General features: G+C 73.0%; 23 protein-coding genes, 1 tRNA gene and 1 pseudogene. 12 read left to right on the top strand and 13 right to left on the bottom strand.

Annotation, left to right across the window (positions count from 1 at the left end; genetic code table 11):
• On the top strand, positions 1 to 611 hold a 611-nt coding region (locus tag ABUW04_RS38290; RefSeq protein WP_380568910.1), incomplete at its 5' end, for a hypothetical protein.
• Here ABUW04_RS38290 and ABUW04_RS38285 read toward each other — a convergent pair.
• From ABUW04_RS38285 to ABUW04_RS38275, 3 genes are all read right to left on the bottom strand, one after another.
• Positions 608 to 985 carry a YkvA family protein gene (locus ABUW04_RS38285; RefSeq protein ID WP_380568909.1) on the bottom strand — a complete coding sequence of 126 codons (378 nt, stop codon included), beginning with the start codon at positions 983 to 985 and terminating at the stop codon, positions 608 to 610. The genes ABUW04_RS38290 and ABUW04_RS38285 overlap by 4 nt on opposite strands.
• Before the next feature lie 75 nt (positions 986 to 1060).
• A complete protein-coding gene (locus ABUW04_RS38280; RefSeq protein ID WP_380568908.1) occupies positions 1061 to 1549 on the bottom strand; it encodes a hypothetical protein in 489 nt (162 codons plus the stop codon).
• 140 nt (positions 1550 to 1689) lie between these two features.
• A complete protein-coding gene (locus tag ABUW04_RS38275; RefSeq protein ID WP_380568907.1) occupies positions 1690 to 2016 on the bottom strand; it encodes a chorismate mutase in 327 nt (108 codons plus the stop codon).
• 112 nt (positions 2017 to 2128) lie between these two features.
• On the opposite strand from ABUW04_RS38275, the gene ABUW04_RS38270 reads away from it, so the two are divergent.
• Positions 2129 to 2202: transfer RNA gene (locus ABUW04_RS38270), tRNA-Lys, on the top strand.
• Between the two features lie 3 nt (positions 2203 to 2205).
• On the opposite strand, the gene ABUW04_RS38265 is transcribed toward ABUW04_RS38270, so the two are convergent.
• Entirely contained in the window at positions 2206 to 3405 is a 1200-nt protein-coding gene (locus ABUW04_RS38265) for an alkene reductase (protein ID WP_380568906.1), read from the bottom strand.
• 81 nt (positions 3406 to 3486) lie between these two features.
• Between ABUW04_RS38265 and ABUW04_RS38260 the strand changes: the two genes are divergently transcribed.
• Together ABUW04_RS38260 and ABUW04_RS38255 are read left to right on the top strand one after the other, a co-directional pair.
• Positions 3487 to 4377, top strand: a complete 891-nt coding sequence (locus ABUW04_RS38260) for a sigma-70 family RNA polymerase sigma factor (RefSeq protein ID WP_380568905.1) — start codon at positions 3487 to 3489, stop codon at positions 4375 to 4377.
• Between the two features lie 230 nt (positions 4378 to 4607).
• Positions 4608 to 5579 (top strand): serine protein kinase RIO, encoded by a 972-nt coding sequence (locus ABUW04_RS38255; RefSeq protein WP_030250181.1) that lies wholly within the window; start codon positions 4608 to 4610, stop codon positions 5577 to 5579.
• Positions 5580 to 5606: 27 nt separating this feature from the next.
• Here the strand turns inward: ABUW04_RS38255 and ABUW04_RS38250 are convergent, their stop codons facing one another.
• Complete coding sequence (locus ABUW04_RS38250) at positions 5607 to 7133, bottom strand: phytoene desaturase family protein (protein WP_380568903.1); 1527 nt, start codon at positions 7131 to 7133, stop codon at positions 5607 to 5609.
• Positions 7134 to 7328: 195 nt separating this feature from the next.
• Here ABUW04_RS38250 and ABUW04_RS38245 point away from each other — a divergent pair, with 195 nt between their 5' ends.
• From ABUW04_RS38245 to ABUW04_RS38230, 4 genes are read left to right on the top strand one after another with little or no spacing between them, the layout of a single operon-like run.
• Complete coding sequence (locus ABUW04_RS38245) at positions 7329 to 8240, top strand: ABC transporter ATP-binding protein (RefSeq protein ID WP_380568902.1); 912 nt, start codon at positions 7329 to 7331, stop codon at positions 8238 to 8240.
• Positions 8240 to 9088: an ABC transporter permease gene (locus tag ABUW04_RS38240; RefSeq protein WP_380568901.1), complete on the top strand. Its 849-nt coding sequence runs from the start codon at positions 8240 to 8242 to the stop codon at positions 9086 to 9088. The genes ABUW04_RS38245 and ABUW04_RS38240 overlap by 1 nt, the downstream gene beginning before the upstream one ends.
• Positions 9085 to 10275: a sensor histidine kinase gene (locus ABUW04_RS38235; RefSeq protein WP_380568900.1), complete on the top strand. Its 1191-nt coding sequence runs from the start codon at positions 9085 to 9087 to the stop codon at positions 10273 to 10275. The genes ABUW04_RS38240 and ABUW04_RS38235 overlap by 4 nt, the downstream gene beginning before the upstream one ends.
• Positions 10272 to 10940, top strand: coding sequence for a response regulator transcription factor (locus ABUW04_RS38230; protein ID WP_380568898.1), 669 nt, complete (start codon positions 10272 to 10274; stop codon positions 10938 to 10940). The genes ABUW04_RS38235 and ABUW04_RS38230 overlap by 4 nt, the downstream gene beginning before the upstream one ends.
• A gap of 41 nt (positions 10941 to 10981) precedes the next feature.
• Here ABUW04_RS38230 and ABUW04_RS38225 read toward each other — a convergent pair whose 3' ends face one another.
• The 3 genes from ABUW04_RS38225 to ABUW04_RS38215 all read right to left on the bottom strand — a co-directional run bounded on the left by ABUW04_RS38225 (position 10982) and on the right by ABUW04_RS38215 (position 14659).
• Positions 10982 to 12784: a putative bifunctional diguanylate cyclase/phosphodiesterase gene (locus tag ABUW04_RS38225; protein WP_380568897.1), complete on the bottom strand. Its 1803-nt coding sequence runs from the start codon at positions 12782 to 12784 to the stop codon at positions 10982 to 10984.
• Between the two features lie 334 nt (positions 12785 to 13118).
• Positions 13119 to 13544: an OsmC family protein gene (locus tag ABUW04_RS38220; RefSeq protein ID WP_030250162.1), complete on the bottom strand. Its 426-nt coding sequence runs from the start codon at positions 13542 to 13544 to the stop codon at positions 13119 to 13121.
• Between the two features lie 98 nt (positions 13545 to 13642).
• Complete coding sequence (locus ABUW04_RS38215) at positions 13643 to 14659, bottom strand: GNAT family N-acetyltransferase (RefSeq protein ID WP_380568896.1); 1017 nt, start codon at positions 14657 to 14659, stop codon at positions 13643 to 13645.
• Between the two features lie 332 nt (positions 14660 to 14991).
• Between ABUW04_RS38215 and ABUW04_RS38210 the strand changes: the two genes are divergently transcribed.
• Positions 14992 to 15915, top strand: a complete 924-nt coding sequence (locus tag ABUW04_RS38210) for an LLM class F420-dependent oxidoreductase (RefSeq protein ID WP_030250159.1) — start codon at positions 14992 to 14994, stop codon at positions 15913 to 15915.
• 135 nt (positions 15916 to 16050) lie between these two features.
• Here the strand turns inward: ABUW04_RS38210 and ABUW04_RS38205 are convergent, their stop codons facing one another.
• From ABUW04_RS38205 to ABUW04_RS38190, 4 genes are all read right to left on the bottom strand, one after another.
• On the bottom strand, positions 16051 to 16443 hold the full coding sequence (locus tag ABUW04_RS38205; protein ID WP_030250156.1) for a DUF779 domain-containing protein: 393 nt from the start codon (positions 16441 to 16443) through the stop codon (positions 16051 to 16053).
• 2 nt (positions 16444 to 16445) lie between these two features.
• On the bottom strand, positions 16446 to 17969 hold the full coding sequence (adh, locus tag ABUW04_RS38200) for an aldehyde dehydrogenase (protein WP_380568895.1): 1524 nt from the start codon (positions 17967 to 17969) through the stop codon (positions 16446 to 16448).
• Between the two features lie 164 nt (positions 17970 to 18133).
• Entirely contained in the window at positions 18134 to 19489 is a 1356-nt protein-coding gene (locus ABUW04_RS38195; RefSeq protein WP_380568893.1) for a GAF domain-containing protein, read from the bottom strand.
• 242 nt (positions 19490 to 19731) lie between these two features.
• Positions 19732 to 20229 carry a peptidylprolyl isomerase gene (locus tag ABUW04_RS38190; RefSeq protein ID WP_030250148.1) on the bottom strand — a complete coding sequence of 166 codons (498 nt, stop codon included), beginning with the start codon at positions 20227 to 20229 and terminating at the stop codon, positions 19732 to 19734.
• Between the two features lie 121 nt (positions 20230 to 20350).
• Between ABUW04_RS38190 and ABUW04_RS38185 the strand changes: the two genes are divergently transcribed.
• Positions 20351 to 21496 (top strand): ParA family protein, encoded by a 1146-nt coding sequence (locus ABUW04_RS38185; protein WP_380568892.1) that lies wholly within the window; start codon positions 20351 to 20353, stop codon positions 21494 to 21496.
• Positions 21493 to 22536, top strand: a complete 1044-nt coding sequence (locus tag ABUW04_RS38180) for a ParB/RepB/Spo0J family partition protein (RefSeq protein ID WP_380568891.1) — start codon at positions 21493 to 21495, stop codon at positions 22534 to 22536. The genes ABUW04_RS38185 and ABUW04_RS38180 overlap by 4 nt, the downstream gene beginning before the upstream one ends.
• A 43-nt stretch (positions 22537 to 22579) precedes the next feature.
• Here the strand turns inward: ABUW04_RS38180 and ABUW04_RS38175 are convergent, their stop codons facing one another.
• Positions 22580 to 23164 carry a TetR/AcrR family transcriptional regulator gene (locus tag ABUW04_RS38175; protein WP_380568890.1) on the bottom strand — a complete coding sequence of 195 codons (585 nt, stop codon included), beginning with the start codon at positions 23162 to 23164 and terminating at the stop codon, positions 22580 to 22582.
• A 208-nt stretch (positions 23165 to 23372) separates the two neighbouring features.
• Here ABUW04_RS38175 and ABUW04_RS38170 point away from each other — a divergent pair.
• Positions 23373 to 25802, top strand: a pseudogene (locus ABUW04_RS38170) (AfsR/SARP family transcriptional regulator); the annotation flags it as partial.
• Positions 25803 to 26079: the final 277 nt, after the last annotated feature.

Genomic DNA, 26079 nt, shown 5'->3' with positions numbered 1-26079 from the left:
GGCCCGTGCCGCGGCGGCCGGCCGGGCCGCCGCGGGCCGCCGGGGCGCTCCCGGCCTGGGGGGTGATCCTGCTGGCCGCCACGGCCACCACCACCGGGCTGGCCGCACTCGACCTGGGTTTCGGCGCCGTGCTCGGCGCGGTCGCCCTGATCGTCTGCTACGTCCTGCTGCTGCGCCGCACCGTGTACCTGAAGGCCGGCCCGCCGCGCCCGGTGCGGCGGCTGTACCTGGCCGGCTCGCTGCTGCTGGTGGCCGGCTCCTTCTGCGCCGCCCAGGCCTGCATGCTCGTGCTGGGCACCCAGGGGCGGGGCTCGATCGACTCCCAGCAGCTGGAGACCGGCAGCCACGGCACCGCCTACTACCAGTGCTCGGTGCTCACCCCGGACGGCGACATCGAGGAGCTGCGCTTCGCCGGCCCCTGCCCGGCGCCCGACGGCACCCCGGAGACGATGGTGTACCTGCGCGGCGGCGGGCTGCTCCGGCCGCTGCTGGGCGGCAAGGCCCAGTTGGAGGCGCCCGCGGCGATCTGGTCCGCGGCCAACCTGCTGGGGCTGGGCTCGCTGCTGGGCGCCGCCGTGCTGACGCTGCGGGACGCCCGCCGGCCGGGCTAGCGGCCCGGCCGGCCGGCCCGCCTCCACTCGACGTACCGACCCGACTCGCGGACCAGGCCGTTCATGAACCAGAGCACCACCAGGGTGTCGTCGCCCCAGCCGATGACCGGGATGAAGTCGGGGATCGCGTCGATGGGACTGATCACGTACACCGCCATCAGCAGGAAGAAGCCGTAGAGCCGACCCGGCGTCAGACCCGGGTAGCGGCCGAAGGTCACGTCCTTGACCAGCAGCGGCGCGGCGGCCAGCCGGCGAACCAGCCCGGGCGAGCCGGGACGTCGGGTCTCCCGGTACAGACCCCAGGCGAAGCGGCCGACGGACATCCGGTCCAGGTGCCGTCGCTTGGCGGCGGGCAGGGCAGCGGCCTTCTTCATGGTTCCCTCGCAGCGGCAGGAGCGGGGTTGCTGCGCTGCTCCTACCCGCTGCGGCGGCGACCACCCCCGCTCCGGTCAGTGCCGCAGCGCGGCGCCGACCTCCGCGGTGACCGTCCCGCTCAGGGCGCGGTTGCTGTGCACCGTTCCGGTGCCGGTGCCCCCGGCCGCGACGTTGTCGATGTTCAGCACTCCGGCGTCCAGCAGATTCCCGCCGCTGTCGCGGAAGTTGACGGTCACGGTGTAGTCGTGGGCGCTGGAGTCGCTGTTCTTGACGGTGACCTCGACGGCGGTCCTCCCGTCCGATCCGGTGCTGGGGGAGCCGAGCGAGACGTCACCCTTGGCGTCGACGCCGTCCTTGACCCGGGCCAGCGCCGAGGACGCCGCCGCCGAGGCCGAGGCCAGGGCGTCCCGCGCGCTGGACGCCAGTCCGGACGCGGCCGACTGCGCCGCCGAGACCGCGGAGGAGGCCGCCCCGCTGCTGCCGCAGCCGGTCAGCACCGCCCCGGCGAGGACGGCGGCCGCCGCTGCCCCGGCCGCCGTCCGGTACCCGTTTCGCCTGGCCATGGAGTCGGCTCCTCGCCCTCGAAGTCCTCTATCGACTGCTGTCCAGCCTGCGACAGCCGCCGGTGAGCGGCGAGAGGGGTTCGGCCGAGCGGGTCAGCGGCCCGCTTCGGGCGGCGGTCTCCTTCAGGCTGCGGTCTCCTTCAGGCCCTGGCGATGGTCTCGTGGTGGCGGATGACCTCGGCGATGATGAAGTTCAGGAACTTCTCCGCGAAGGCCGGGTCCAGCCTGGCGCTCTCGGCGAGCACCCGCAGCCGCTCGATCTGCTCGCGCTCCCGGCCCGGATCGGCCGGCGGCAGCCGGTACTCGGCCTTGAGCCGCCCGACCTCCTGGGTGCACTTGAACCGCTCGGCGAGCATGTGCACGATCGCCGCGTCGATGTTGTCGATACTCCCCCGCAGACGGGTCAGCTCAGCCACAGCGTGGGCGTCCACCGCCTCGGTGCTCCCGGCGGCGCGGCTCTCGGTCATACGTTCCCCCGTAGGTGACGTGCGGATCTGTCCGGCGCGGGTGATCCCGCGCCACCGAGGATACCGATTCGGAGATTCCCGTCGGATCATGTAATCTCTCTCAGGTCAGCACGCGCCGCTAGCTCAGTTGGTTAGAGCAGCTGACTCTTAATCAGCGGGTCCGGGGTTCGAGTCCCTGGCGGCGCACAGCTAGCAGGACCTGGGGTCCAGCTCTTCGGAGCTGGACCCCGGTGTCGTTTCCCAGGTGCTGAGCGGGTAGTCGGTGTAGCCGCGGGTGCCGCCGGAGTAGAAGGTGGCCGGGTCGCCGGCCGCGGGCTCGCGGCCCAGGGCGAAGCGGGTGACCAGGTCGGGGTTGGCGATGAAGTGCGCCCCGAAGGACACCGCGTCGGCGGTGCCGGTATCGATCGCGGCGTTGGCGGAGGCGCGGTCGAAGCCGTTGTTGACGATCAGCGGGCCGTCGAAGCGGTGCCGGTAGCGGGCGAACGGGGCCAGCGCGGGCGCGGCCCCCGGGGCGGCCGGGCCCGGGCCGCGCAGGTGCAGATAGGCCACCGGGTGCCGGTTCAGCTCGGACACCAGCTCGTCGTAGTCGGCGAGGAGCTGCTCGTCGGCGGTGAAGCGGTCACCGGAGGTCCAGTGCGGCGAGAGCCGGACCCCGACCCGCCGGCCCTCCCAGGGCTCGGCGACCGCGTCGACGATCTCCAGCAGCAGACGCCGCCGTCCGGCGCGGTCGCCGCCGTAGCGGTCGGAGCGCAGGTTCAGCCGCGGGTTGAGGAACTGCGGGATCAGGTAGGTGCCGGGGGCGCCGATCTCGACCCCGTCGAACCCCGCGCGCCGGGCGTTGGCCGCCGCAGCGCGGTAGTCGGCGACGGTGCCGGCGATCTCCGCGGCGGTCATCTCCCTCGGCGTGACGGTGTCCTGGCGGCCGGTGGCGGTGAAGGACATCTCGTGCGGGTTGACCGCCGAGGGCCCGGCCGGGAGCGCACCGCCGAGGTGCTCCGGGTGCGAGACGGAGCCGGTGTGCCAGAGCTGCTGCACGATCCGGCCGCCCAGGGTGTGCACCAGCGCGGTCACCCGCCGCCAACCGGCGACCTGCTCCTCGCTCCAGATCCCCGGGACGTCGACGAAGCCGATCGCCCGGGGACTGACCCAGGTGCCCTCGGTGACGATCAGCCCGGCTGTCGCCCGCTGGCCGTAGTAGGCGGCGTTCAGCCCGGTCGGCACCAGGCCGTCGTTGCCCGTTCGGGCCCGGGTGAGCGGGGCCATCACCACCCGGTTGGGCAGCCGCAGGTCCCCCAGGTCCACGGACCGCAGCAGCGGCTGGTCCAGGGCGGTCACCGGTCGGGTCGTGGTCGTGGTCATGCTCGTGGTCGTGGTCACGCTCGTGGTCATGGTCGCTCCTCCGCGGGTGGTCACTTCGGCCCGGTCGGGTCCGTCGTAGGGTCGACGGGGAGCGGTGGAGAAAGGTGACCGATGGACGACGGGCGCGATGCGCTGGCACTCCGGTTCGAGACGGAGCGGCCCCGGTTGCGGGCCGTCGCCCACCGGATGCTCGGCTCGCTCGGCGGGGCGGAGGACGCCGTCCAGGAGGCCTGGCTGCGGCTGGGCCGGGTCGACGCGGACGGGATCGACAATCTGGCCGCCTGGCTGACCACGGTCGTCTCCCGGATCTGCCTGGACATGCTGCGGTCCCGGACCGCTCGGCCGGAGGACCCGGTCGGGCAGCAGGTGTCCGACCGGATCAGCGACGACGGGGAGCACGCCGACCCCGAGCAGGAGGCGCTGCTGGTCGACTCGGTCGGCCGCGCCCTGCTGGTGGTGCTGGACCGGCTTGGTCCCGCCGAGCGGGTCGCCTTCGTGCTGCACGACCTCTTCGCGGTCCCGTTCGAGCAGATCGCCACGGTACTGGAGCGCTCACCGGCCGCCGCCAAGAAGCTGGCCAGCCGGGCCCGGCAACGGGTCCACGGCGCCCCGCTGCTCCCCCGCGCCGAGCTGGACGCCCACCGGCACGTCGTCGAGGCGTTCCTCACCGCCTCCCGTGGCGGGGACCTGGACGCGCTGGTCGCGGTGCTGGCCCCGGAGGTGGTCCGCCGGTCCGACCGCGCCGCCGTGCCGGCCGGTGCGGCGACCCTTGCCCGCGGCCGGGCGGCGGTGCTGGAGGGCGTCGCCGCGTTCGGGCGCCGGGCCGGGACCGCCGCGGTGCTGCTGGTGAACGGGCAGGTGGGAGCGGTGGTGGCACCGGGTGGACGGCTGCGGGTCGCGCTGACCTTCACCGTCGGGGACGGGCTGATCACCGGGTACGAGGTGATCGCCGACCCGGCCCGGCTGCGGGCGCTGGAGCTGGCCGTGCTCGACCCCGATTAATTCGGTTGCGCTGTGCCGAGGACTCGCTAAGGTGATCGAGTTCCTGCAACACCGGGCTGTCGATCGCCCGGTCGTGACGAGAGAGGAGGTGCGTCTCCGTGGTTGCCGCCATCACGCGGCGCGCTCACGCCTGCGCGCCAGACGCCTCTTCACCCTTCTTCTCTCATCACCTGCCTGCCGGCTGAGCTGACCACGCGCTCCGGTGGGCCACCCCACAGGAGCCCCTCCAGATGCGTGAACGCTCTTTCGACCGTGCCCAGTCCGACAGTGACACCTTCAGCCGCGTGCGCCCCAAGGGCGGCGGCAGGCGCAACCGCCTCGACGAGGAGGCCGAGTACGCCGACTACTTCACCCTCATCGACCCCGACCTCGACGCCGGTGCCGACGGCCCTGCCGGCGGCTCCGTGCCCGACGGCCCGCCCGAGGGCGACCGCTGGAGCACCTGGGACCAGTCGACCCCGACCGAGAAGGGGCCCGAGCCGCGCCCCGACTGGGTGGTGACGGAGCTCGGCGCCGTCGACACCGAGCTCGGCATCGTCAAGACCGGCAAGGAGGGCGACGTCTTCCTGCTGGAGCGCGGCGTGCCCGGCACCGACCGGCGCACCCTGCTGGCCGCCAAGCGCTACCGCGACGGGCAGCACCGGATGTTCCACCGCGACTCCGGCTACCTGGAGGGCCGGGCCCACAAGGAGTCCCGGATCAGCCGGGCCATGGCCAAGCGCACCGACTTCGGCAAGCAGGCCATCGCCGGGCAGTGGGCCAACGCCGAGTTCTCGGCGCTGTGCCGGCTGTGGTCCTCCGGCGTGGCGGTGCCCTATCCGGTGCAGATCACCGGCACCGAGATCCTGATGGAGTTCATCGGCGAACCCTCCGGTACGGCCGCGCCGCGGCTGGCCCAGCTCCGCAGCGAGGACGCCGACCTGGAGGACCTCTGGGAGCAGCTGACCCGCAACCTCTCGCTGTTCGCCCGGGCCGGCTACGCCCACGGCGACCTGTCCGCCTACAACATCCTGGTGCACGAGGGGCGCCTGGTGATCATCGACGTCCCGCAGATCGTCGATGTGATCGCCAACCCCCGCGGCCGATCCTTCCTCGAACGGGACGTCCGCAACGTCGGCGCCTGGTTCGCCGCCCGGGGCCTGGCCGAGGAGCGGGTCGAGCAGCTGGCGCGGGAGCTGGCCTTCGACGCGAGGCTGGACTGACGCCCGCCGGACCGGGCTGACGCCCGGTCAACGAGCGTGCGGCGCCGGGAGTCTGGGGATGCGGATGCCCAGCTCCCGGCGCAGCGCCGAGCGGGCGGCGAGGTAGCCGGACATGCCGTGCACGCCCGGTCCCGGCGGAGTGGCGGCGGAGCAGAGGTAGACGCCCGGGAGCGGGGTCCGGTAGGGATCCCACCGGGCGACCGGCCGCAGGAGGCTCTGACGCAGCGTCACCGCACCGGCGCTGATGTCCCCGCCCGCGTAGTTGGGGTTGTAGGCCTCCAACTGCTGGGCGTTGAGCGAACGTTGCGCGGTGATGGTGTCGCGGAAGCCCGGGGCGTGCTCCTCGATCCTGGCGATGATCTCCGCGCTCGCGTCGGCCGGGCTGCCGTGCGGCACATGGGCGTAGGCCCACAGCGGGTACCTGCCCGGGCGGCCCCGGCCGGGATCGGCCGCGACCGGGTCCATCACCAGCACGAACGGGCGTTCCGAGGCCAGTCCGCGGGCGTTGCGGGTCTCCTGGGCGAAGACCTCGGCCCGGGTGCCGCCGATGTGCACCGTCCCGGCCCGGGCCAGGTCGGGATGGGTCCACGGGACGCGTTCGGACAGCAGGAAGTCGGTCTTGGCGGCGGCCGGGCCGTAGCGGAAGGCGGACAGTGCGGCGGCGTAGCGCGGGGGCAGGGCCGGGCCGGCGACCCGCAGGAACTCCCGGGGGCCGAGGTCGGCCAGGACGATGCCGGCCGGCCGCACCTCGCGCAGGTCGTCGATCCGCACCCCGGTGTGGATCTTCCCGCCGTGCGCGCCCAGGTCGTCGGCCAGGGCCCGGGCGATGGCGGCGCTGCCGCCCTCGGGGACCGGCCAGCCGCTGGTGTGGGCGAGATGGCCCAGCAGCAGCGCGATGGCCCCGCCGGTCGGGCTGGGCAGCCGACCGAAGGCGTGCGCGGCCACCCCGGAGAGCAGCGCGCCGGCCTCCTCTCCGCGGAACTGACGATGCGCCAGCACGGTGCCGTGGCGCAGCATCCGGGGCGCCAGCAGCAGGGCGAGCGCCGGATCGGCGGGCGGGCGGCGCAGATCGGACAGCATCAGACCGACCAGCTCCCGGCTGTGCTCCATCAGCGGCGCCATCAGCCGGGTCCAGGCCGGGCCGTCCGCTCCCAGACCCGCGGCGGTGGCGGCCAGGTCGCGCCAGGCCAGGGCGGCCCGGCCGGCGGCGAGCGGATGGGCGTAGGAGAGCTCCGGGGTGAGCAGCCGGACCCCGTGCGCGGGCAGGTCGAAGGCCTGGAAGAAGGGCGAGGCGGCGGCCATCGGGTGTCCGGCCGCGCAGATGTCGTGGACGGTGTCGGGCTCGAACAGCGGGACGGTGCGCAGCCCGCCGCCGAACTGCCCGGCCGCCTCGTACACCGTGACCTGGAGCCCGGCCCGGGCCAGCACCACGGCCGCGGCCAGGCCGTTGGGGCCGCTGCCGATGACGGCCGCGGTGCCGTCGGAACGGGGGGGCAGTGGAGCGGGGCTCAGTGGAGCGGGGCTCAGTGGAGAGGGGGTCAGCGGAGGGCGCACCCCAGCAGCCAACCATGGCCGGCCCGCCGGAGCCACCAGCGGGACCCGCCGGGACCCACCGGGACCCGCCGGGCCGCCGCCGGACACCACCCCGCCGCCACCGGGCCGTGGACCCGCCGTCCACCGAACGGTGGACGGCCGCACTCCACCGTTCGCCGCTCATGCCGGACCCGTCGCCGGCGGGAGTCTGGGGGCATGCCGACAGACACCGCGATCAGAGCCCGAGGGCTCCGCAAGACCTACCGGGACGGCCGGACCCGCCGGGACGGCGACCACCGCAGCGTGGTCGCCCTCGACGGCGTCGACCTGGACGTTCGGGTGGGCGAGATCTTCGCCCTGCTGGGCCCGAACGGCGCCGGCAAGACCACCGCCACCGAGATCTTCGAGGGCTTCCGCGAGCGCGACGACGACGGCGGCGAGCTGGCCGTCCTGGGCACCGATCCGGGCCGGGCCGACGCCGCCTGGCGGCAGCGGATCGGGATCGTGCTCCAGGAGGCAGCCGGCTTCGACCTGCTGACGGTCGAGGAGGTGCTGCGCAACTTCGCCGGCTACTACCGGGCCGCGCGGCCGGTGGACGAGGTGCTGGAGGCCGTCGGGCTCACCGCCAAGCGCCGCAGCCGCACCGGAACGCTGTCCGGCGGCCAGCGCCGCCGGCTGGACGTCGGCCTGGGCATCCTCGGCGCCCCCGACCTGCTCTTCCTGGACGAGCCCACCACCGGTTTCGACCCGGAGGTGCGCCGGCAGTTCTGGGACCTGGTCCAGGACCTGCGCGCCGGCGGCACCACCATCCTGCTGACCACCCACTACCTGGAGGAGGCCGAGCAGTTGGCGGACCGGGTGGGGGTGATCAACCGGGGCCGGCTGGTGGACGTGGACTCCCCCGCCGGGCTCGGCGGCCGTCGGCACGCCAAGGCAGTGGTCGGCTGGCGCGATCAGAACGGCCCGCAGCGGCTGGAGAGCGCCGACCCCACCCGCACCGTGCTCGACCTCGCGGCCCGGTTCGGCGGCGAGGTACCGGAGTTGACGGTCAGTCGGCCCAGCCTGGAGTCCATCTACCTACGCATGATCGAGACCGAGGAATCGGCCCGCCCCGAGGGAGACCGCTGATGACCGCCACCACCGTCACCATCACTACCGCCGCCGCAGCCACCACCGCACCGCCGGCGTTCGCACTGCGGCTGGGACTCGCCCGGGGCGCCCTGGAGACCAAGCAGTTCTTCCGCAGCCGGATGCAGATGTTCTTCACCTTCTCCATGCCGGTGGTGATGCTGCTCCTGCTCTCCACCATCTTCGACTACAAGGATCCGGACACCGGGGTCTCCACCCCGCAGATCTTCACCACCGGCATGATCGGCGTCGGCATCATGGGCTCCAGCCTGCAGAGCCTGTCGCTGCAGATCGCCGGGGAGCGCCACCTGGGCATGCTGAAGCGGCTGCGCGGCACCCCGCTGCCGAAGAGCTCCTACTTCATCGGCAAGATCGTCATGGTGCTGGCCTCCAGCCTGGGGCAGACCGCCGTGCTGCTGGCCGTGGGCCGGCTGTTCTTCGGGGTGCGCCTGCCGGTGGACGCGGCGCACTGGCTCACCTTCGGCTGGGTCTACCTGCTCGGCGTCACCTCCTGCACCCTGCTGGGCATCGCCTACAGCAACCTGATCCGCAGCGCCGACTCCGGCGCCGTGGTGATGCTGCCGATGACGGTGCTGCAGTTCGTCTCCGGGGTGTTCATCGTCTTCAGCCAGCTTCCCCGGGGGCTGCAGGTCTTCGCCTCCTTCTTCCCGCTCAAGTGGCTCTGCCAGGGGATGCGTTCGGCCCTGCTGCCGCAGGCGTACGTCCACGCCGAACCGGCCGGGAGCTGGGAGCACGGGCGGATAGCCTTGGTGCTCGGCGCCTGGGCGGTGGTCGGACTGCTGCTCTGCCTGCGGACGTTCCGGTGGAAGGGGCGCAAGGACGGATGAGCGGTACCGAGGACACCGGGCGGACGGGGAACCCGGCGGCCACCGCCGTCGACGACAGCTGGGCCGGCCGGGTGTTCCTGATGTGGCACGCCGCCTTCGCCTTCCTGATCGCCGTGATGGCCCTGAACTTCTACGGCGACGGAACATCCTGGATCCCCTACGCGCTCCTCGGCGTGGTCGCCCTGGCCTACCTGGTCTTCCTGGTCCCGGCGCTGAAGCAGGACCGGGGCCAGGGCATCGCCTATCTGGCGGTCGCCTTTCCCGCCACGCTCGCCCTGGGCTATCTCGAGGCCAACGGCCTGACCATCCTCTACGCCGTGTTCCCGCAGCTGCTCGGCTGCCTGCGGGACCGCCGGATCCGCTACCCGGTGGTGGCGGCACTGGCCGTGGGCTCGGTCCTGGTGAGCAGGCACCAGCACGATGTCGCCACGGCACTGGTCAATGTGGTGCTGGCACTGCTGATCACCCTGCTGCTGGGGACCTTCACCCAGATCATGATGCGGGAGGCGGAACGCCGGGGGGCGCTGATCAGGGAGCTGGAGACGGTCCGCGCCGACCTCGACGACGCGCACCGCACCGCCGGGGTGCTGGCCGAGCGGCAGCGGCTGTCGCACGAGATCCACGACACCCTGGCCCAGGGCTTCACCAGCCTGCTGATGCTCATTCAGGCCGCCGACGCCACTGTGGAGAAGGACCCGGCCGCCACCCGGCAGCGGTTGGCCCTGGCCGAGGCCACCGCCCGGGACAACCTCGCCGAGGCCCGGGCCCTGGTCGCCGCGCTGGCCCCGGCCCCGCTCCAGGGCATGCCGCTGGACCTGGCGCTGGAGCGGGTCTGCGCCCGCACCGGCGACGAGCTGGGGCTGCCGGTAGCGGCCAGGGTCCTCGGCACGCCGCGCGAGCTGCCCGCCGACGTCCAGGTGGTGCTGCTGCGGGCCGCGCAGGAGGCGCTGTCCAATGTCCGCAAGCACGCCGCCGCCGGCAGTGCCGACGTCCGGCTGACCTACCGCCCGGTCGGCGTGCTGCTGGAGGTGGTGGACGACGGCCGCGGCTTCAAGCCGGTCGCCGACGCGCCGGAGGGCTCGTACGGGTTGCGCGGAATGCGGGCGCGGGTGGGGCAGGTGCACGGCACACTGGAGATCACGAGTGCCCCCGGGCAGGGCACCACGGTCCGAGTGGAGGTCCCGTGAGCGCGAACCAGGCCGGACCGGCGCGGATCAGGCTGCTGCTGGCCGACGACCACCCGGTGGTACGGGCCGGGCTCAGCGGCATGCTGGCCGCCGAGGACGACCTGGAGGTGGTCGGCGAGGCCGCCGACGGCGCCGAGGCCTGCGCACTGGCCGCTGCGCTGCGGCCGGACGTGGTCCTGATGGACCTGCGGATGCCGGGCACCGACGGCGCCACCGCCACCGCCCGGCTGAGCCGCGAGCTGCCCGAGGTCAGGGTGCTGATCCTGACCACCTACGACACCGACGCCGACATCCTGCGGGCGGTGGAGGCCGGGGCCACCGGCTACCTGCTGAAGGACACCCCGCGGCGCGAACTCGCCGACGCGGTACGGGCGGCCGCACGCGGCGAGACGGTGCTGGCCCCGGCCGCGGCGGCCAGCCTGCTCAACCGGGTGCGCACGCCCGCCCCGGCCCCCGCCCCCGCGGTGTTGCTGACGGCACGGGAGACCCAGGTGCTGGCCCTGGTCGCCCGGGGACGCACCAACGCCGACATCGGACGCGAGCTGTTCATCGGCGAGGCCACCGTGAAGACCCATCTGATCAGGGTCTTCACCAAGCTGGACGTGGACGACCGGACCGCGGCAGTGACTGCGGCCATGCGCCTCGGACTGCTGCCGCAGCCCTGAAGCGGTCACTGAAGCGGTCAATGAAACGGTCAATGAAACGGTCACTGACGCGGGGTCAGCAGCTCCACGATCGCCTCGGCCGGCATCGCCCGTCCGAAGTGCCAGCCCTGCGCGGTGTCGCAGCCAGCCGCCCGCAGCCGGTCCGCCTGCAGCGCGCTCTCCACGCCCTCCGCGGTGACCGTCAGCCCCAGCGCGTGCGCCAGCTGCACCAGGGCCAACACGATCTGCTCGTCCGCCGCCTGCCTGCGGGCGTAGCGGCCCGGTCCGGCGACCGCGGCGACGGCCTCGGCACCCTCCTGGAAGCCCTCCAGGAAGCTGCCGTCCAGCTTGAGCACGTGCACCGGCAGCCGGCTGAGGTAGGCGAGGTTGGAGTACCCGGTGCCGAAGTCGTCGATGGCGATCCGCACCCCCATCGCGGCCAGCGCGTGCAGCGCCTCCAGCGGCCGGCCGGCCGGACCCATCACGGCGCTCTCGGTGAGCTCCAACTGCAGCAGCCTGGCCGGGAACCGGGTGCTGCCCAGGATCTCGGCGACATCGGCGACCACGTCGGAGTCCCAGAACTGCCGGGCCGCCAGATTGACGCTGACGAACAGTTCGCTCTCCGGGAAGCGCTCCAGCCAGGCCCGGCCCTCGGTGCAGGCCGTCTCCAGCACCCAGCGCCCCAGCGGGACGATGGCGCCGGTCTCCTCGGCGATGCCGATGAAGCGGTCCGGGGAGAGCTTGCCGAACTCCGGGTGCTGCCAGCGCACCAGCGCCTCGACCCCGCACAGGGCCGCGTCCTCCGGGCCGACCGGCGCCCCGTCGTCGGGCCTGTCGTCGTCGGGCGCCCGGTCGTCGGGCCCGCCATGGAGCGAGACCAGCGGCTGGTACTCCACCACGAACTCGCCGCGCTCCAGCGCCGGGAGCATGGTCGTCGCCAGCAGCTGACGGGTGGTCTGGCTGGCGATCCGCTCCGGGTCGTAGAAGGCCCAGCGGGCCCTGCCGTCGCTCTTGGCCCAGCTCAGGGTGGCGTCCGCGTCCCGGACCAGGTCGGTCGGGGTGGTGCCGGGGACCGGCCGCTCGACCACGCCCACGCTGGCGGTGGCCACCACCCGCTGCCCGGCCAGGTCGTAGGGGGCCGAGAGCAGCGCCACCACCTCGGCCGCCAGCGCCGTCAGCTCCTCGGGCCCGGCGCTGCGCGGCACCAGGACCGCGAACTCGTCGCCGCCCATCCTGGCCACCAGATGGCCGCGGGCGGCGAACCGCTGCTCCAGCCGCTCGGCCACGGCGACCAGCAGGTCGTCGCCGACGTGGTGGCCCAGGGTGTCGTTGATGGCGGCGAAGCCGTCCAGGTCGAGGTAGCACAGGCCGATCCGCTGGTCGGCCTCGGCGAAGGCGCCGGCCAGCCGGTCGAAGAAGAGCGAACGGTTCGGCAGCATGGTCAGCGGGTCGTGCACGGCCTGGTAGTGCAGCCGGTCGCCGAGCCGCCGGGCCTCGGAGACGTCCTCCACCATGGCCAGGGTGTACTGCGGGCGGCCGTCGGCGTCGCGGATCAGCGAGATGGTGACATTGGTCCACACGGCGTGGCCGCTGCGGTGCTTGAGCCGCTTCTCCAGCCGAATCCGGTCCCGGTCGCCGCGGAGCAGCTCCAGGTAGACCCGGCGGGCCTCCTCCTCGACGTCCAGCAGCTCGTGGATGTGCAGCCGGATCAGGTCGGGGACAGAGCGGCCCAGCATCTCGGCCAGGGCCGGATTGGCCTCGATGATGCGGTCGTGGGGATCGACCAGGGCCATGCCGATGCCGGCGTCGGTGAACGCGGCACGGAAGCGAGTCTCACTGGCGTGCAGCGCCTCGGCGAGGTCCACGGCCTCCGCCTCCGTCCCGTTACCCGTCCCGTTGCCCGTCCCGTTGCCCGTCCCAGTGCCGTCCGCTCCGCCGGCTCCCCCCGCGGTGCCGCCCGTCTCGTTGCCGCCGCCGCTCGGGCCTGGCACAGCTCTCCCGTTCCCGATGCTCTAGATCAGCCGCTACGCACGGTTGTGATCATAAATGGGAGGGATCGCCCCGGCCACCATTCCCGGAACGATTCACTCCTGCGGGGACAGCGCGGGTGGTGGCGGGACGGCGCGAAACGGCCCGGACGCGCCGGTGCCCCCGACCGGAGCGGTCGGGGGCACCGGGTTGGCACGGCGGATCGGCGGATCAGGCCAGACCGGCCGTCAGCGTGATCGTGGTACCCGAAAGGGCCTGGCTCACCGGGCAGTTGGCCTTGGCGTCCTCGGCCGCCTTGACGAAGTCGGCCTCGTCCAGGCCGGGCACGGTGCCCTTGACGGTCAGATGGATGCCGGTGATCCCGGTGCCCGGCTGGAAGGTCACCTCGGCCGAGGTCTCCAGCCGGGTCGGCGGGGTGCCGGCGCCGGTGAGGCCGTGCGACAGCGCCATCGAGAAGCAGCTGGAGTGGGCCGCGGCGATCAGCTCCTCCGGACTGGTCTTCCCGTTGGCGGTCTCGGCCCGGGAGGCCCAGGTCACCGGGAACTCGCCGACCCCGGAGGTGTCCAGGGAGACGACTCCCTTGCCCTCCAGCAGCGAGCCTTCCCAAGCAGTCGTTGCGACACGTGTGGTTGCCACGCCGGATACCTCCTGCGATCGATGCGGTGGTGGCGGTGGTGCCCTGTTCACCCTAGCCGGACGGACCGCTCCGCACCCGCCGTGTCGCCCGCCGTTCGCTACAGCGCCAGCTGGTAGTACCGCTCGCCCCGGATCGGCAGGAAGCCGATCTGCTCATTGATGGCGATCATGTGGACATTGCTGACCAGGCAGGCCGTCAGCACCTCCTCGATCTCCGGATGGGCGCCGATGAGCCACTCCAGCATGGCGGCCTTCACCCACAGGCCGAGGCCCCGGCCGCGGTGCCCCCTGAGCACCACGGTGTCGGACTGCCGGGCCCGGACGCTTCCGCCGCCCTCCAGGACGATCTCGCTGAAGCCGGCGACCACCTCGGCGCCCTGCTCGTCCAGCCCCAGCGCGGCGACGGTGAGCAGCGTCTGCCCGCGTTGGGCCGCCGACCTGGCGTTGGCCCGGACCCGGTCCTCGTCCCAGCTGATCCGGCCGAGTTCCAGCTCGTCGACGGGCATGTCGTTCATCGCCTCGCGGGTGGCGGCGAACGGGCCGATCAGGTCGCCCGGCGGCACCCCCTGCCAGCGCACCAGGCTGTAGCCCTCGCTGGCGGACTTCACGGTGGCGCGCAGTTCCTCCTGGTCGCAGCCGGCGACCAGCAGCCGCAGCCGGCTGAAGTCCGCCCCCAGCCCGAACCCGGCGCCGACCAGGAACTCCTCGCCGGTGGAGCCGACCGAGGTGCTGGTCAGCAGATTGCTCCGACCGTCCGCCACGGCCACCGCCACCACCTCGTCGAGCAGCGCCTCGGCGACGCCCTGGCCGTAGCGGTCCTCCAGTACCGCGATCCGGCAGTTGGCGACCTGCCGCCTGCCCTCGGACCGGTGCAGCCGGACCCAGGCCAGGCCGACCGCGGTGTCCCCGTCCCAGGCCAGCCAGCGCACCACCGGATCCAGCGGCCGCGGGTCGCGGAGCAGCGCCGCGGTGGCGGCGGCGTCGCGCTCCGGGGCGTCGGAGCCGGCCTCCTCCGCGGTCTCGGTCCGTACCTGGTGCCAGCCCGCGATCTCCGCGTCGCTCGGGTCCGCCTCGGCGAGTCGCACGATCCGTGTCTGTCCGAGCTTCTCGCTCACGCGCAGCCTCCCTGGTCCGCCATGGTCCCCACAGAATGCGCCTCCACCCGGCCCCGGCGACAGAGTGATCAGGTTGTGAATCAGGTCACTCTTCACCGGGACGCAGGACAGGCCGGACCGGGTGGTGCATAGGAACCGTCAAGGCCGCTCGGCCGGCGGAAGCGGAGTGATCCCGTCGAGTAGCATGCGGGCGCACCGGAGCGGATGACGCAGCGTCAAACCGCGCCGCCGCACCCGGGCGGAGCCGCTCGGCGGGACGCCACGCCCGCGGCACCACACCGGCCCCACCGGTCCCACTGGTCCCACCAGCCCCTTGGGGCAGGATGGTCCCTATGGACCTGCGCATCTTCACCGAGCCCCAGCAGGGGGCCTCCTACGACACGCTGCTGGCGGTCGCCCGGGCGAGCGAGCAGTTGGGCTTCGACGCCTTCTTCCGCTCCGACCACTACCTCGTGATGGGCGACGGCGACGGCCTGCCCGGCCCCACCGACGCCTGGATCACCCTGGCCGGCCTGGCCAGGGAGACCGAGCGGATCCGGCTCGGCACGCTGATGACCGCCGGCACCTTCCGGCTGCCGGGGGTGCTGGCCATCCAGGTCGCCCAGGTGGACGCGATGAGCGGCGGCCGGATCGAGCTGGGCCTGGGCGCGGGCTGGTACGAGGAGGAACACACCGCCTACGGCATCCCCTTCCCGTCCAAGCGGATCGACCGCTTCGAGGAGCAGCTGGCGATCGTCACCGGGCTGTGGGAGACCAAGCCCGGCGACACGTTCAGCTACGACGGCAGCTACTACCAGCTGAAGGACTCCCCGGCGCTGCCCAAGCCGGTGCAGGACCGGGTTCCGGTGCTGGTCGGCGGCATGGGACCGACCCGGCTGCCGGCCCTGGCGGCGCGTTACGCCACCGAGTTCAACCTCCCCTTCGTCTCGGTCGAGGACACCCGCACCCAGATCGGCCGGGTCCGCGCCGCCTGCGCGGAGCTCGGGCGCGCCGAGGACGACATGGTGTACTCCAACGCCCTGGTGGCCTGCGTCGGCCGGGACGACGCCGAGGTGGCCCGGCGGGCGGCCGCGATCGGCCGCGAGGTGGACGAGCTCAAGGCCAACGGCCTGGCCGGGACGCCGGCCGAGGTGGCCGACCGGATCGGCCGGTACGCGGAGACCGGCAGCACCCGCTTCTACTTCCAGATCCTGGACCTGCACGACCTGGACCAGCTGGAGCTGATCGCCGATCAGGTGGCGCCCCAGGTCGGCTGATCCGGAACGGGTGAGCCGGGACGGGTGAACCGGGACGGGTGAACCGGGACGGGTGAACCGGGACGGGTGAACCGGGACGGTTGAACCGTACGGCCGGAGTCTGCCCCTGACAGCGGACCCCGGCCGTACGGTGGCTCACTCGCTGCTGTCCAGCACCTTCGTCTCCTCCGGTGTCAGCAGCCGTGAGCGGATCAGGAAGCGCACCCCCTCCGGCGCTTCGAGCGAGAACCCGCCGCCGCGCCCGGGCACCACGTCCACGGTGAGGTGGGTGTGCCGCCAGCGCTCGAACTGGTCCTTGGACATCCAGAAGGTGACCGGTTCGGGCACCTCCGCGATCGGCAGCGAGGCCAGCAGCACGTCCGACGCGCCGGTCCTGAACTCGCCCTCGACGTAGCACATCGGCGAACTCCCGTCGCAGCAGCCGCCCGACTGGTGGAACATCAGCGGGCCGTTGACGGCGTGGAGCTTGCGCAGCACCGCCTCGGCGGCGGCGGTCACGGCGACCCGGGAGACCGCGTCGGCACTCATGGCTAGAAGAACCCGAGCTTCTTGGGCGAGTAGCTGACCAGCAGGTTCTTGGTCTGCTGGTAGTGGTCCAGCATCATCTTGTGGTTCTCGCGTCCGATGCCGGAGCCCTTGTAGCCGCCGAACGCCGCGTGCGCGGGGTAGGCGTGGTAGCAGTTGGTCCACACCCGTCCGGCCTGGATCGCCCGCCCCGCCCGGTAGGCGGTGCTGCTGTCGCGGGTCCAGACGCCGGCGCCGAGCCCGTACAGGGTGTCGTTGGCGATCCTGATGGCGTCGTCGAAGGTGCCGAAGGGCGCCACCGAGACCACCGGGCCGAAGATCTCCTCCTGGAAGATCCGCATCGAGTTGTTGCCCTCGAAGATCGTCGGCTCGACGTAGTAGCCGCCCGCCAACTCCCCGCCCAGGTCGGCCCGGGAGCCACCGATGAGGATCTTGGCGCCCTCCTGCTGGCCGATGTCCAGGTAGGAGAGGATCTTCTCCAGCTGGTCGTTGGAGGCCTGGGCGCCGATCATGGTGTCGGTGTCGAACGGGTGGCCCTGGACGATGGCCCTGGTGCGGTCCACCGCCGCGTCCAGGAACTCGCTGTAGTGGCCCTCCTGGATCAGCGCGCGGGAGGGGCAGGTGCAGACCTCGCCCTGGTTCAGCGCGAACATGGTGAAGCCTTCCAGGGCCTTGTCCAGGAAGTCGTCGCGGGCCGAACTCACGTCGTCGAAGAAGATGTTGGGGCTCTTGCCGCCCAGCTCCAGGGTGACCGGCTTGATGTTCTCGCTGGCGTACTGCATGATCAGCCGCCCGGTGGTGGTCTCCCCGGTGAAGGCGACCTTGGCGACCCGCGCGCTGGACGCCAGCGGCTTGCCGGCCTCCACGCCGAAGCCGTTGACGATGTTGACCACGCCCGGCGGCAGCAGGTCGGCGACCAGGCTCATCCAGAAGTGGATGGAGGCCGGGGTCTGCTCGGCCGGCTTGATGACCACGGCGTTCCCGGCGGCCAGCGCCGGTGCCAGCTTCCAGGTCGCCATCAGGATCGGGAAGTTCCACGGGATGATCTGCGCGACCACGCCCAGCGGCTCGTGGAAGTGGTACGCGACGGTGTCCTCGTCGATCTCGGAGAGCGCGCCCTCCTGGGCCCGGATCGCACCCGCGAAGTAGCGGAAGTGGTCGATCGCCAGCGGGATGTCGGCCGCCATGCTCTCCCGGATCGGCTTGCCGTTCTCCCAGCTCTCGGCGACGGCGAGGGCTTCGAGGTTCTGCTCCATGCGGTCGGCGATGCGGTTGAGGATGTTCGCCCGGTCACCGGCGGAGGTCCGGCCCCAGGCGGGTGCGGCGGCGTGCGCCGCGTCCAGGGCCGCCTCGACGTCCTCGGCGGTGCCGCGGGCGATCTCGCAGAAGTTCTGTCCGGTCACCGGGGTGGGGTTCTCGAAGTACTGCCCGCGTACCGGGGGCACGAACTCCCCGCCGATCCAGTGGTCGTAGCGCGACTGGTAGTTCATCTTCGCGCCGGACTCGCCCGGCGCAGCGATACGGGCCATGGTGAAGGACCTCCGTGAGGATCCGCGTCCGTGCCGGCCGCCCCTCGTTGGACGGCCGCCGTGACGCGGTTCTGCCGCGCACGCTAACTCCGGGGACGTTGCCTGGACGTTGCACGGCCGGCGGCCCGGGGTCGCACGGCCGACGGCCGGTCGGAGGCGACCCGTCAGAGCCCGTACTCCTCCCTCAGCTCACGGGCCCGGGCCAGCGCCACCCCGCGCTGCGGCGATCCGTGCGCGGCCACGGCCGCCAGCCGCTCCCAGACCTGGAGGTCGTTGAAGCCGCTGCCCTCGGCCCAGGCCCGGATGGTACGCGGATCGCCGTCGGCCAGCACCGAGGCCCGCAGCTGGGTGTCCAGCCAGCGGCGCTGGGAGACCACCCCGGGCGCCTCCGAGCTGGGCAGCAGCGGTCCCGGGTAGCCGGCGACGGCGGCGGCCAGGTCGCCCCGGTGCAGGGCGGCTGCGGTGTCCAGGTAGTCGGCCTGCACCGGCGCGGTCAGCCGGTACGGGCGGGAGCTGAGCAGGTCGCCGACGGTGCGGCGGAGCCTGGTGAGCTCCACCCGCAGCGTGGTCGGGCTGGCGGTGGCCAGTCCGCCGTGCAGCAGGTCGGACAACTGGTCGCCGGTGAGCCCGTCCTGATGGAGCGTCAGCATGATCAGCAGCTCGCTGTGCCGGCGGGTCAGCCGCACCGTGCGGCCGTCGGCCAGCCGCAGCGTGCCCTCGCAGCGGTCCAGCGCCTCCAGCCGGATCGCGCTTCCCGCCCCGAGGGCCGCCGCGGACCCGTCGGCCTCGGGCGGCAGCCGGAGCGGGGCCTCGGTGCGCGGTGGCAGCCAGAGCGCCTCCTCGCAGGCCCGGGCCGCGACCCGGACCAGGGCCAGGCTGTAGGGGTTGGCCACGGTGTCGCCGCCGGTCAGGTCGACCACGCCGAGGATCCGCCCGGTGGCCGGGTCGTGGATGGGGGCCGCGGCGCAGGTCCAGGCCTGGACGGTCTGCCGGAAGTGCTCGGTGGCGAAGATCTGCACCTCGTGGTCGAGCGCCAGCGCCGTGCCCGGGGCGTTGGTGCCGGCGTGAGCCTCGTCCCAGAGGGCGCCCTCGACGAAGTTGATCCGGGCTGCCCTGGCCCTGGCCGCGCGGTTGCCCTCGACCCAGAGCAGCCGGCCCGCGGCGTCCGACACCGCCATCACGTTGTCGCCGTCCTCGGCGGCGCTGCCGACGATCTGCCGCAGCACGCCGATGACCCGGGACAGCGGGTGCGCCGCGCGGTAGGCGAGCAGGGCGGCGTCGGTGAGGGTGACCGGGGCCTCGGCGTCCTGGGCGACCCGGGCGTCGGAGGAGCGCTGCCAGGACTGCGCCACCACCTCGCGCACCCCGGCACCCGCGCCGGCCGTGGCCGGGGCGCGCCCGGGCGCGGCGACGAACGCCGAGTGCGCGTGCGCGATCTCGCGCGCCCGCTGCCTCGGATCGTCACCGACCTGTGCCAGCCAGCCGTTGCCGCCCATCAGCTCCCACCGTCCAGCGCGCACCGTCCAGCGCGCTCACCGCTCCTCGGCTCCGGGCCGCTGCTGCCGCTCGGCCCTCGTCTGGATACTGGCTCCGTGCCGGTGCCGCCGCAATGCCTGCGGCGGGACTGCTTCGTCCGCTTCGTCCGCGCCGCTGGGTCCGCGCCGGTCCGTCCGCGCCGGGATGCCCCGGGAACGACGCGGACGGGGGTGCACCGAGGTGCACCCCCGTCCGGGAGGTGGTCATGGCCGATGGCGGACCCGGGTCAGAGGACGCCGGCGTCAGCGATGGTGATCTTGGCCTTGGTGCGGCCGCTCTGCGAGCCGTAGCCCTCGATCTTGCTGACCAGGTCCATGCTCTGCTGGTCGGCGACCTCGCCGAAGACCACGTGCTTGCCGTCGAGCCAGTCGGTGACGATGGTGGTGATGAAGAACTGCGAGCCGTTGGTGTTGGGGCCGGCGTTGGCCATCGACAGCAGGCCCGGCTTGGTGTGCTTGAGCTGGAAGTTCTCGTCGGCGAACTTCTCGCCGTAGATGCTCTTGCCGCCGGTGCCGTCGCCGCGGGTGAAGTCGCCGCCCTGGAGCATGAAGGCGGGGATCACGCGGTGGAAGGACGAGCCCTTGTAGCCGAAGCCGTTCTCGCCGGTGGCCAGCGCGCGGAAGTTCTCCACCGTCTTCGGGACGATGTCGTCGAACAGGTTGAAGGTGATCCGCCCGGCGGGCGCGTCGTCGATGGTGATGTCGAAGTAAGCCTGGATGGTCATGCAAGCATCCTGACATTCCCAGGCGGCGACCGGCCAATTCGGGCACCCGACGGGGGCGACGCGCCGTACAGACCGGCATCGAATCGTACATTTGCGGAAATTTGCCGCCTATGGTACGGCCATGGAGACAGCTCAACGGACAGCAGTAGCAGAGACAGCGGTAGCAGAACAGGACAACGGCACCGAGACCTGGACCCGGGCCGCCGAGCGGCTGCCCGCGCAGCTGCGCAAGGACCTGCTGGTCCGTGCGGCGCAGCACGGGATCGAGCCCTGGCGCGCGGTACGGGACGCGGTCGCGGCCTGGTGCGGGGTCCCGGCGCAGGCCGGGGCGCGGGTGGAGCAGGCGTTCCGGAAGGAGTGCGAGGCGCGCGGGCTGACCACGGCGCGGGCCCTGCCCGAGGCGGCCCGGCTGTGGTTCGACGCCAACCCGGTGCCCCCGGTCCCCCGGGCCAGGCGGCCGGTGCGGACCGCCCGGCGGATCGTGGTCTGCAACCAGAAGGGCGGCGTCGGCAAGACCGCCGTCAGCAGCGGCGTCGCCCAGGCGCTGGCCGAACGCGGCGAGCGGGTGCTGCTGGTCGACTACGACCCGCAGGGCCACCTGAGCCAGCAGCTGGGCGTCGCCGTGGTCGAGGACGAGAAGGAGAGCCTCTCCGCCCACATGGCCGGCGACGCCAAGGGCGGCCTGGCCAGCCTGCTGACCACGCTGGACTGCGGCTTCAGCGGCGACCTGGTGCTGCTCCCGGCCTGCATGGACGCGTTCCTGCTGGACGTGCGGCTGTCCCGGGTGCGCAGCCGGGAGAACGCCCTGGAACGGGCCCTGGCCTCGGTGGAGCACGAGTTCGACACCGTGGTGGTGGACTGCCCGCCCAGCCTCGGCCTGGGCATGGACGCCGCGATCGCCTACTCCCGGACCCGGGACGGCGAACCGGCCGGACGCTCCGGCGTGCTGGTCCCGGTCCAGGCGGAGGACGCCTCGGCGACCGCCTTCACCATGCTGATGGACCAGATGGAGGACCTGCGCGCGGACCTGGGCATCCAGCTCTCCCAGCTGGGCCTGGTGGTCAACCTCTACGACGCCCGCCGCGGCTACATCGCCACCTCCTCGCTGGAGAAGTGGCAGGCGCTGGAGCAGCCCCGGGTGCTGGCGGTGCTGCCGGACCGCAAGGAGCAGCGCGAGGCGGTGCGGCTGCAGCGCCCGCTGCTCAGCTATGCGCCGGGCAGCGAACAGGCGCAGCTGTTCCGCGAGTTGGCCAGGAGGCTGGGATGAGGGCCTCGGAGCGGCTGAGCGGCTCGGACTCCTTCGAGGCCGCCGCCCGCCCCCGCAGCAGTCGCCGCCGCATGATCGACGAGGCGGTCACGGACCCGGCCGCGGCCGAGCCGGGGACCGCTGCCGCCGCCGCTGCCACTGCCACCGCGTCGGCGTTCGCGGGCGCCGTGGCGCTGGACCGGCTCGCCCCCAACCCGCGCAATCCGCGCGAGGACCTCGGCGACCTGGAGGACCTCCGCTCGATCGCCGAACTCCAGCTGCAGGCCTGCCTGGCCGTCACCAGGGAGGCGTACCTGCGGATCTGGCCCGAGGACGAGCCGCTGCTCGGCGCCGGGGTCGACCATGTGGTGGTCAACGGCTGCCGCCGCTACGCCGCCGCGGTGCGGTTCGGCCGGGACACCCTGGAGATCTGCGTCAAGGACGAGGTGGCCGCCTCCCGCGAGGCACTGCTGGCCGCGTCCATCCAGGAGAACATCGACCGCAGGGACTTCGACGTCCTGGAGGAGGCCCGGGCGGTGGAGGCGATGGTCGCCGCCTGCGAGGGCAGCGGGGTCGCCGCGGCGCGGCGGCTGAACCGCAGCCCGGGCTGGATCTCCCAGCGCCGGGCGCTGCTGGAGCTGGCCCCCGAGCTCCAGTCCCGGCTCCGCGCCGGTGACCTGGCGGTGCGGGACGCCAGGCGGCTGGCCCGGGTGCCGCTGGCCGAGCAGGTGGCGGCCTGGCGGGAGGAGGCGGCCAGGGCCGAACTGCAGCGCGCGGAGCGGCAGGCGGCCCGGGCCGCGGTCGCGGCGGTACGCGCCTCCCACCCCCCGCTGCCGCTCCCCTCGCCCGCGGCGGCGCCGGACTCCCGTCCGGCGTCCTCGGCGGCTGAGCCGGCCGAACCGGTGAGCCTGCCGCAGCGGCGGCGCGACCACGATCCGGCGTCGGTTCCGGTGCCGCCCTTCGGCTCCCCGCCTGATCTGGCCCGCGCCCTGCTGGCCGCCTACAGCCGCGACCAGATCCACGAACTGGTCCGGCTGCTGCTGGCGGCGGGCCGGGGCTGAGCCGTGTCGATCCGATCCGTACGGGGCTGAGCCCTGCGGGGCTTTACCGCGGTAAAGCCCCGCAGGCCGGCGCTGCGTCAGGACCCGTCCGGTCCAGGCCCTCCCAGAGCCGGTCGCCCTCCGGGACGCCCAGCGCGACCAGGGTGTTGATCAGCATCCCGTGCGCGAAGAAGCTGGTGACCTCCGCCACGTCGGAGCCGGTGCGCGCGGCCACGGTGTCCCACAGCCGCCGCCAGAGCAGCAGGATCCGCTCCCGGTCCGCGGCGTCCAGGTCGTCCGAGCCGGCCGTCACATAGATCTGCAGCTGCATCAGCAGCCGGTTCCGGTCGGAGATCAGCCCCCAGTAGGCCTCGGCCAGGGCGTCCAGCGCGTCCTCGCCCTCCAGCCCGGGGCCCGCCGCCTCGAAGACCGCCACGGTGTCCTCGATGCAGCACTCCACCGCCGCCAGGAACAGCGCCTTCTTGGACGGGAAGAGCCGGAACAGATAGGGCTGGGACACTCCCACCAGATCGGCGATCGCCTGGGTGGAGGTGCCGTTGTAACCGCCCTTGGCGAATGCCGACACCGAGGCGAGAATCACACTCCTGCGCCGTTCCGCAGCACTCATCCGGATGCTCGCCTTTGCCATGCAAATCAAGCTAGTGGCTGGTCACTAACAACTCAAGCGGGTTCCGGACCTCGACAACATTCGCTGCAACACTCGCTGCTGTCACGAAGATTGACACGTACTCGACGGTAGTCCGTCGAACCGCTGTAACATCGAACCGTTCGATTATGAGCGAATGTGAAACCCGAGTCGGGCCGGTATTCGGCATCCATCGGGATCTAGGGAGGATATGGACAGGCGGCTGGACTTCCGGATTCTGGGACCCCTGTCCGTCACTTCCGACGACGAACAACTAACGGTGGGGGGACCGAGGCACCGCACCGTCCTCGCCCTGCTGCTGTTGAACCCGGGTCGGGTCGTCTCCGTGGACGCCCTGATCGACACGGTGTGGGACGGGCGTCCGCCGGCCACCGCGCGAACCCAGGTCTCCATGTGCGTCGCCGGACTGCGCAAGGCCTTCAAGGCCGCCGGGCACGCCGAGGAGATCATCGCCACCGAGCATCCGGGCTACCGGTTGCGGCTCGGCGGCCACCGGCTGGACGCCACCGAGTTCACCTCGCTGGTGGCCGCCGCCGAGCTGGCCGTGGAGGAGGGGCGGTCGGCCGATGCCGCCCGCTGCTACAACGAGGCACTGGGCCTGTGGCGGGGACAGCCGCTGGCGGGGGTGACCGGTCGGCTGGTCGAGGGCGAGGCCCGGCGGCTGGAGGAGCTGCGGCTGGACACCTACGAGGGATCGACCGCCGTGCAGTTGCAGCTGGGCAACCACGGCCGGATCCTCTCGGAGCTGACCGCGATGGTCCGGGACCACCCGCTGCGGGAACGGGCCCGGCACCAGCTGATCACCGCCCAGTACCGCTCCGGCCGCCGGGCCGAGGCCCTGGAGACCTTCCGCGAGGGGCGCCGCCGCTTCGTCGACGAGTTCGGCCTGGAACCCGGGCCCGCCCTCTGGGAGCTGCACAACTCCATCCTCCAGGACGAGCCCGCCGCGGCCGGCGACTTCGTGCTGCACCGGGAGAACGCGGCCGAGGACCGCCAGGCGGCCGCGGTCGCCGCGGTCCCGGTCGGCACCCCGTCCCAACTGCCGCCCGACGTCTCGTCGCTGACGGGTCGCAAGGACGAGCTGGCGCAGCTGGACGCCCAGCTGGCCGAGGGCGCCGGCCTGCGCGGCCCGGCCACCGGGCTGATCACCGGGGTGGCCGGGGTCGGCAAGACCTGCCTGGCCGTCCACTGGGCGCACACCGTCGCCGAGCGCTTCCCGGACGGCCAGCTCTTCGCCGACCTGCGCGGCTACAGCGAGCATCTGGAGCCGGTCCCGGCCGACCAGGTGCTGGGCCGCTTCCTGCGCTCGCTCTCGGTCCCGGACGCGCAGATACCCGCCGACCCGGACGAACGCGCCGCGCTCTACCGCAGCATGCTCGCCGACCGGCAGGTGCTGGTGGTGCTCGACAACGTCCGCAGCTACGAGCAGGTGCGTCCGCTGCTGCCCAGCGGCGGGGGCTGCTGCGTGGTGGTCACCAGCCGGCAGCAGCTGCCCGAGCTGGTCGCCTGGCCGCCGGACTCCTGGGTGCGGCTGCGGCGGCTGCCCGGCTACGAGGCCGTGGAACTGCTCGACACCATCGTCGGCGACGGCCGGGTCACCGAGGAGCCCTGCGCGGCAGAGCTGCTGGTGGACCTCTGCGACCTGCTGCCGCTCGCGCTGCGGATCGCCGGGGCGCGGCTGGCCGCCAAACCGCACTGGACCGTGGCCCACCTGGTGCAGCGGCTGAGCGACGAGCGGCAGCGGCTGAACGAGCTCAGCCAGGGTGATTCGCAAGTGCGTTCGAGTTTCGCACTGAGCTATCGCTACCTCTCCGAGCCCGCGGCCCGGCTCTACCGGAGCCTGGGGATGCTGGACCTCCCGGACTTCTCCGCCTGGGTCGGCGCCGCCCTGCTGAACACCGGGCTCTACGACGCGGAACGGCTGATCGAGCAGCTGGTCGACGCCCAACTGCTGGACGTGGCGGGCCGGGACACCGCCGGGCACCCGCGCTACCGGTTCCAGAACCTGCTCCGCCTGTTCGCCCGCGAGCGCGCCGAGGAGCAGGACGGCCCGACCGAGCGCCGGGCCGCGCTGGAGCGGGTCTTCCAGGCCTACCTCCATGTCGCCGAACGGGCCCACCAACGCTGCCGGGGTGGGGACTTCGGCATCATCCACAGCCCGGTCCGGCGCCTGGAACTGCCGGAGGGGCTCACCGCCCAACTGCTCAGCGGGCCGCTGGACTGGCTGGAGGCCGAGCGCCCCTCACTGGTCGCGGTGATCCTCCAGGCCGCCGAGCTGGGCCTGGACGAGATCGCCTGGGACCTCACCCTGTCCAGTGCGGTGCTCTTCGATCGGCGCAACTACCTGGACGACTGGCGCCGCTGTGGGGAGCGCTCCCTAAGCGCGGCCAGGCGCGCCGGCAACGTCAGGGGCGAGGCCGCGATGCTGCAGACCCTGGGCGCGCTGGCCGGCCGGTCCGGCGATCCCACCGAGGCCTACGGCTGCTTCACCACCGCCCTGGCCCTCTACGAACAGGCCGACGAGCGGCACGGCCGCGCCCTGACCCTCCGCCAGATGGCTTTGATCGACCGGGACCGCGGCGAGCTGGAGACGGCGATGGAACGCGGGGCCGAGGCGCTCGACGTGTTCCGCACGGTGGGCGACCTCGCCTCGGAGGCCGAGGTGCTGGACCAGATGGCGCAGATCGAGCTGAGCCTCGGCCGCCCGGACCGGGCCAGGGTGCTGGGCCTGGAGTCGGCCCGGCTGGGCGGGGCGCTCGCGGCCGGCCCGCTGCTGGAGCAGCGGGCCCGGGAACAGCGGTCGCGGGGGGACTGCCGCCCGCCCCGCGACCGCTCCCGTGACCGGCCCGGACATCCTCCGCAGCCGGCCTGCGTAGCCGGCCTCCGCGGCCGCCCGC

Source organism: Streptacidiphilus jeojiensis (assembly GCF_042510965.1).
In the GTDB taxonomy this organism is placed as follows: domain Bacteria; phylum Actinomycetota; class Actinomycetes; order Streptomycetales; family Streptomycetaceae; genus Streptacidiphilus; species Streptacidiphilus jeojiensis.
Note: the sequence above shows the minus strand (reverse complement) of the source record. Positions and strands in the feature narration are given on the sequence as shown.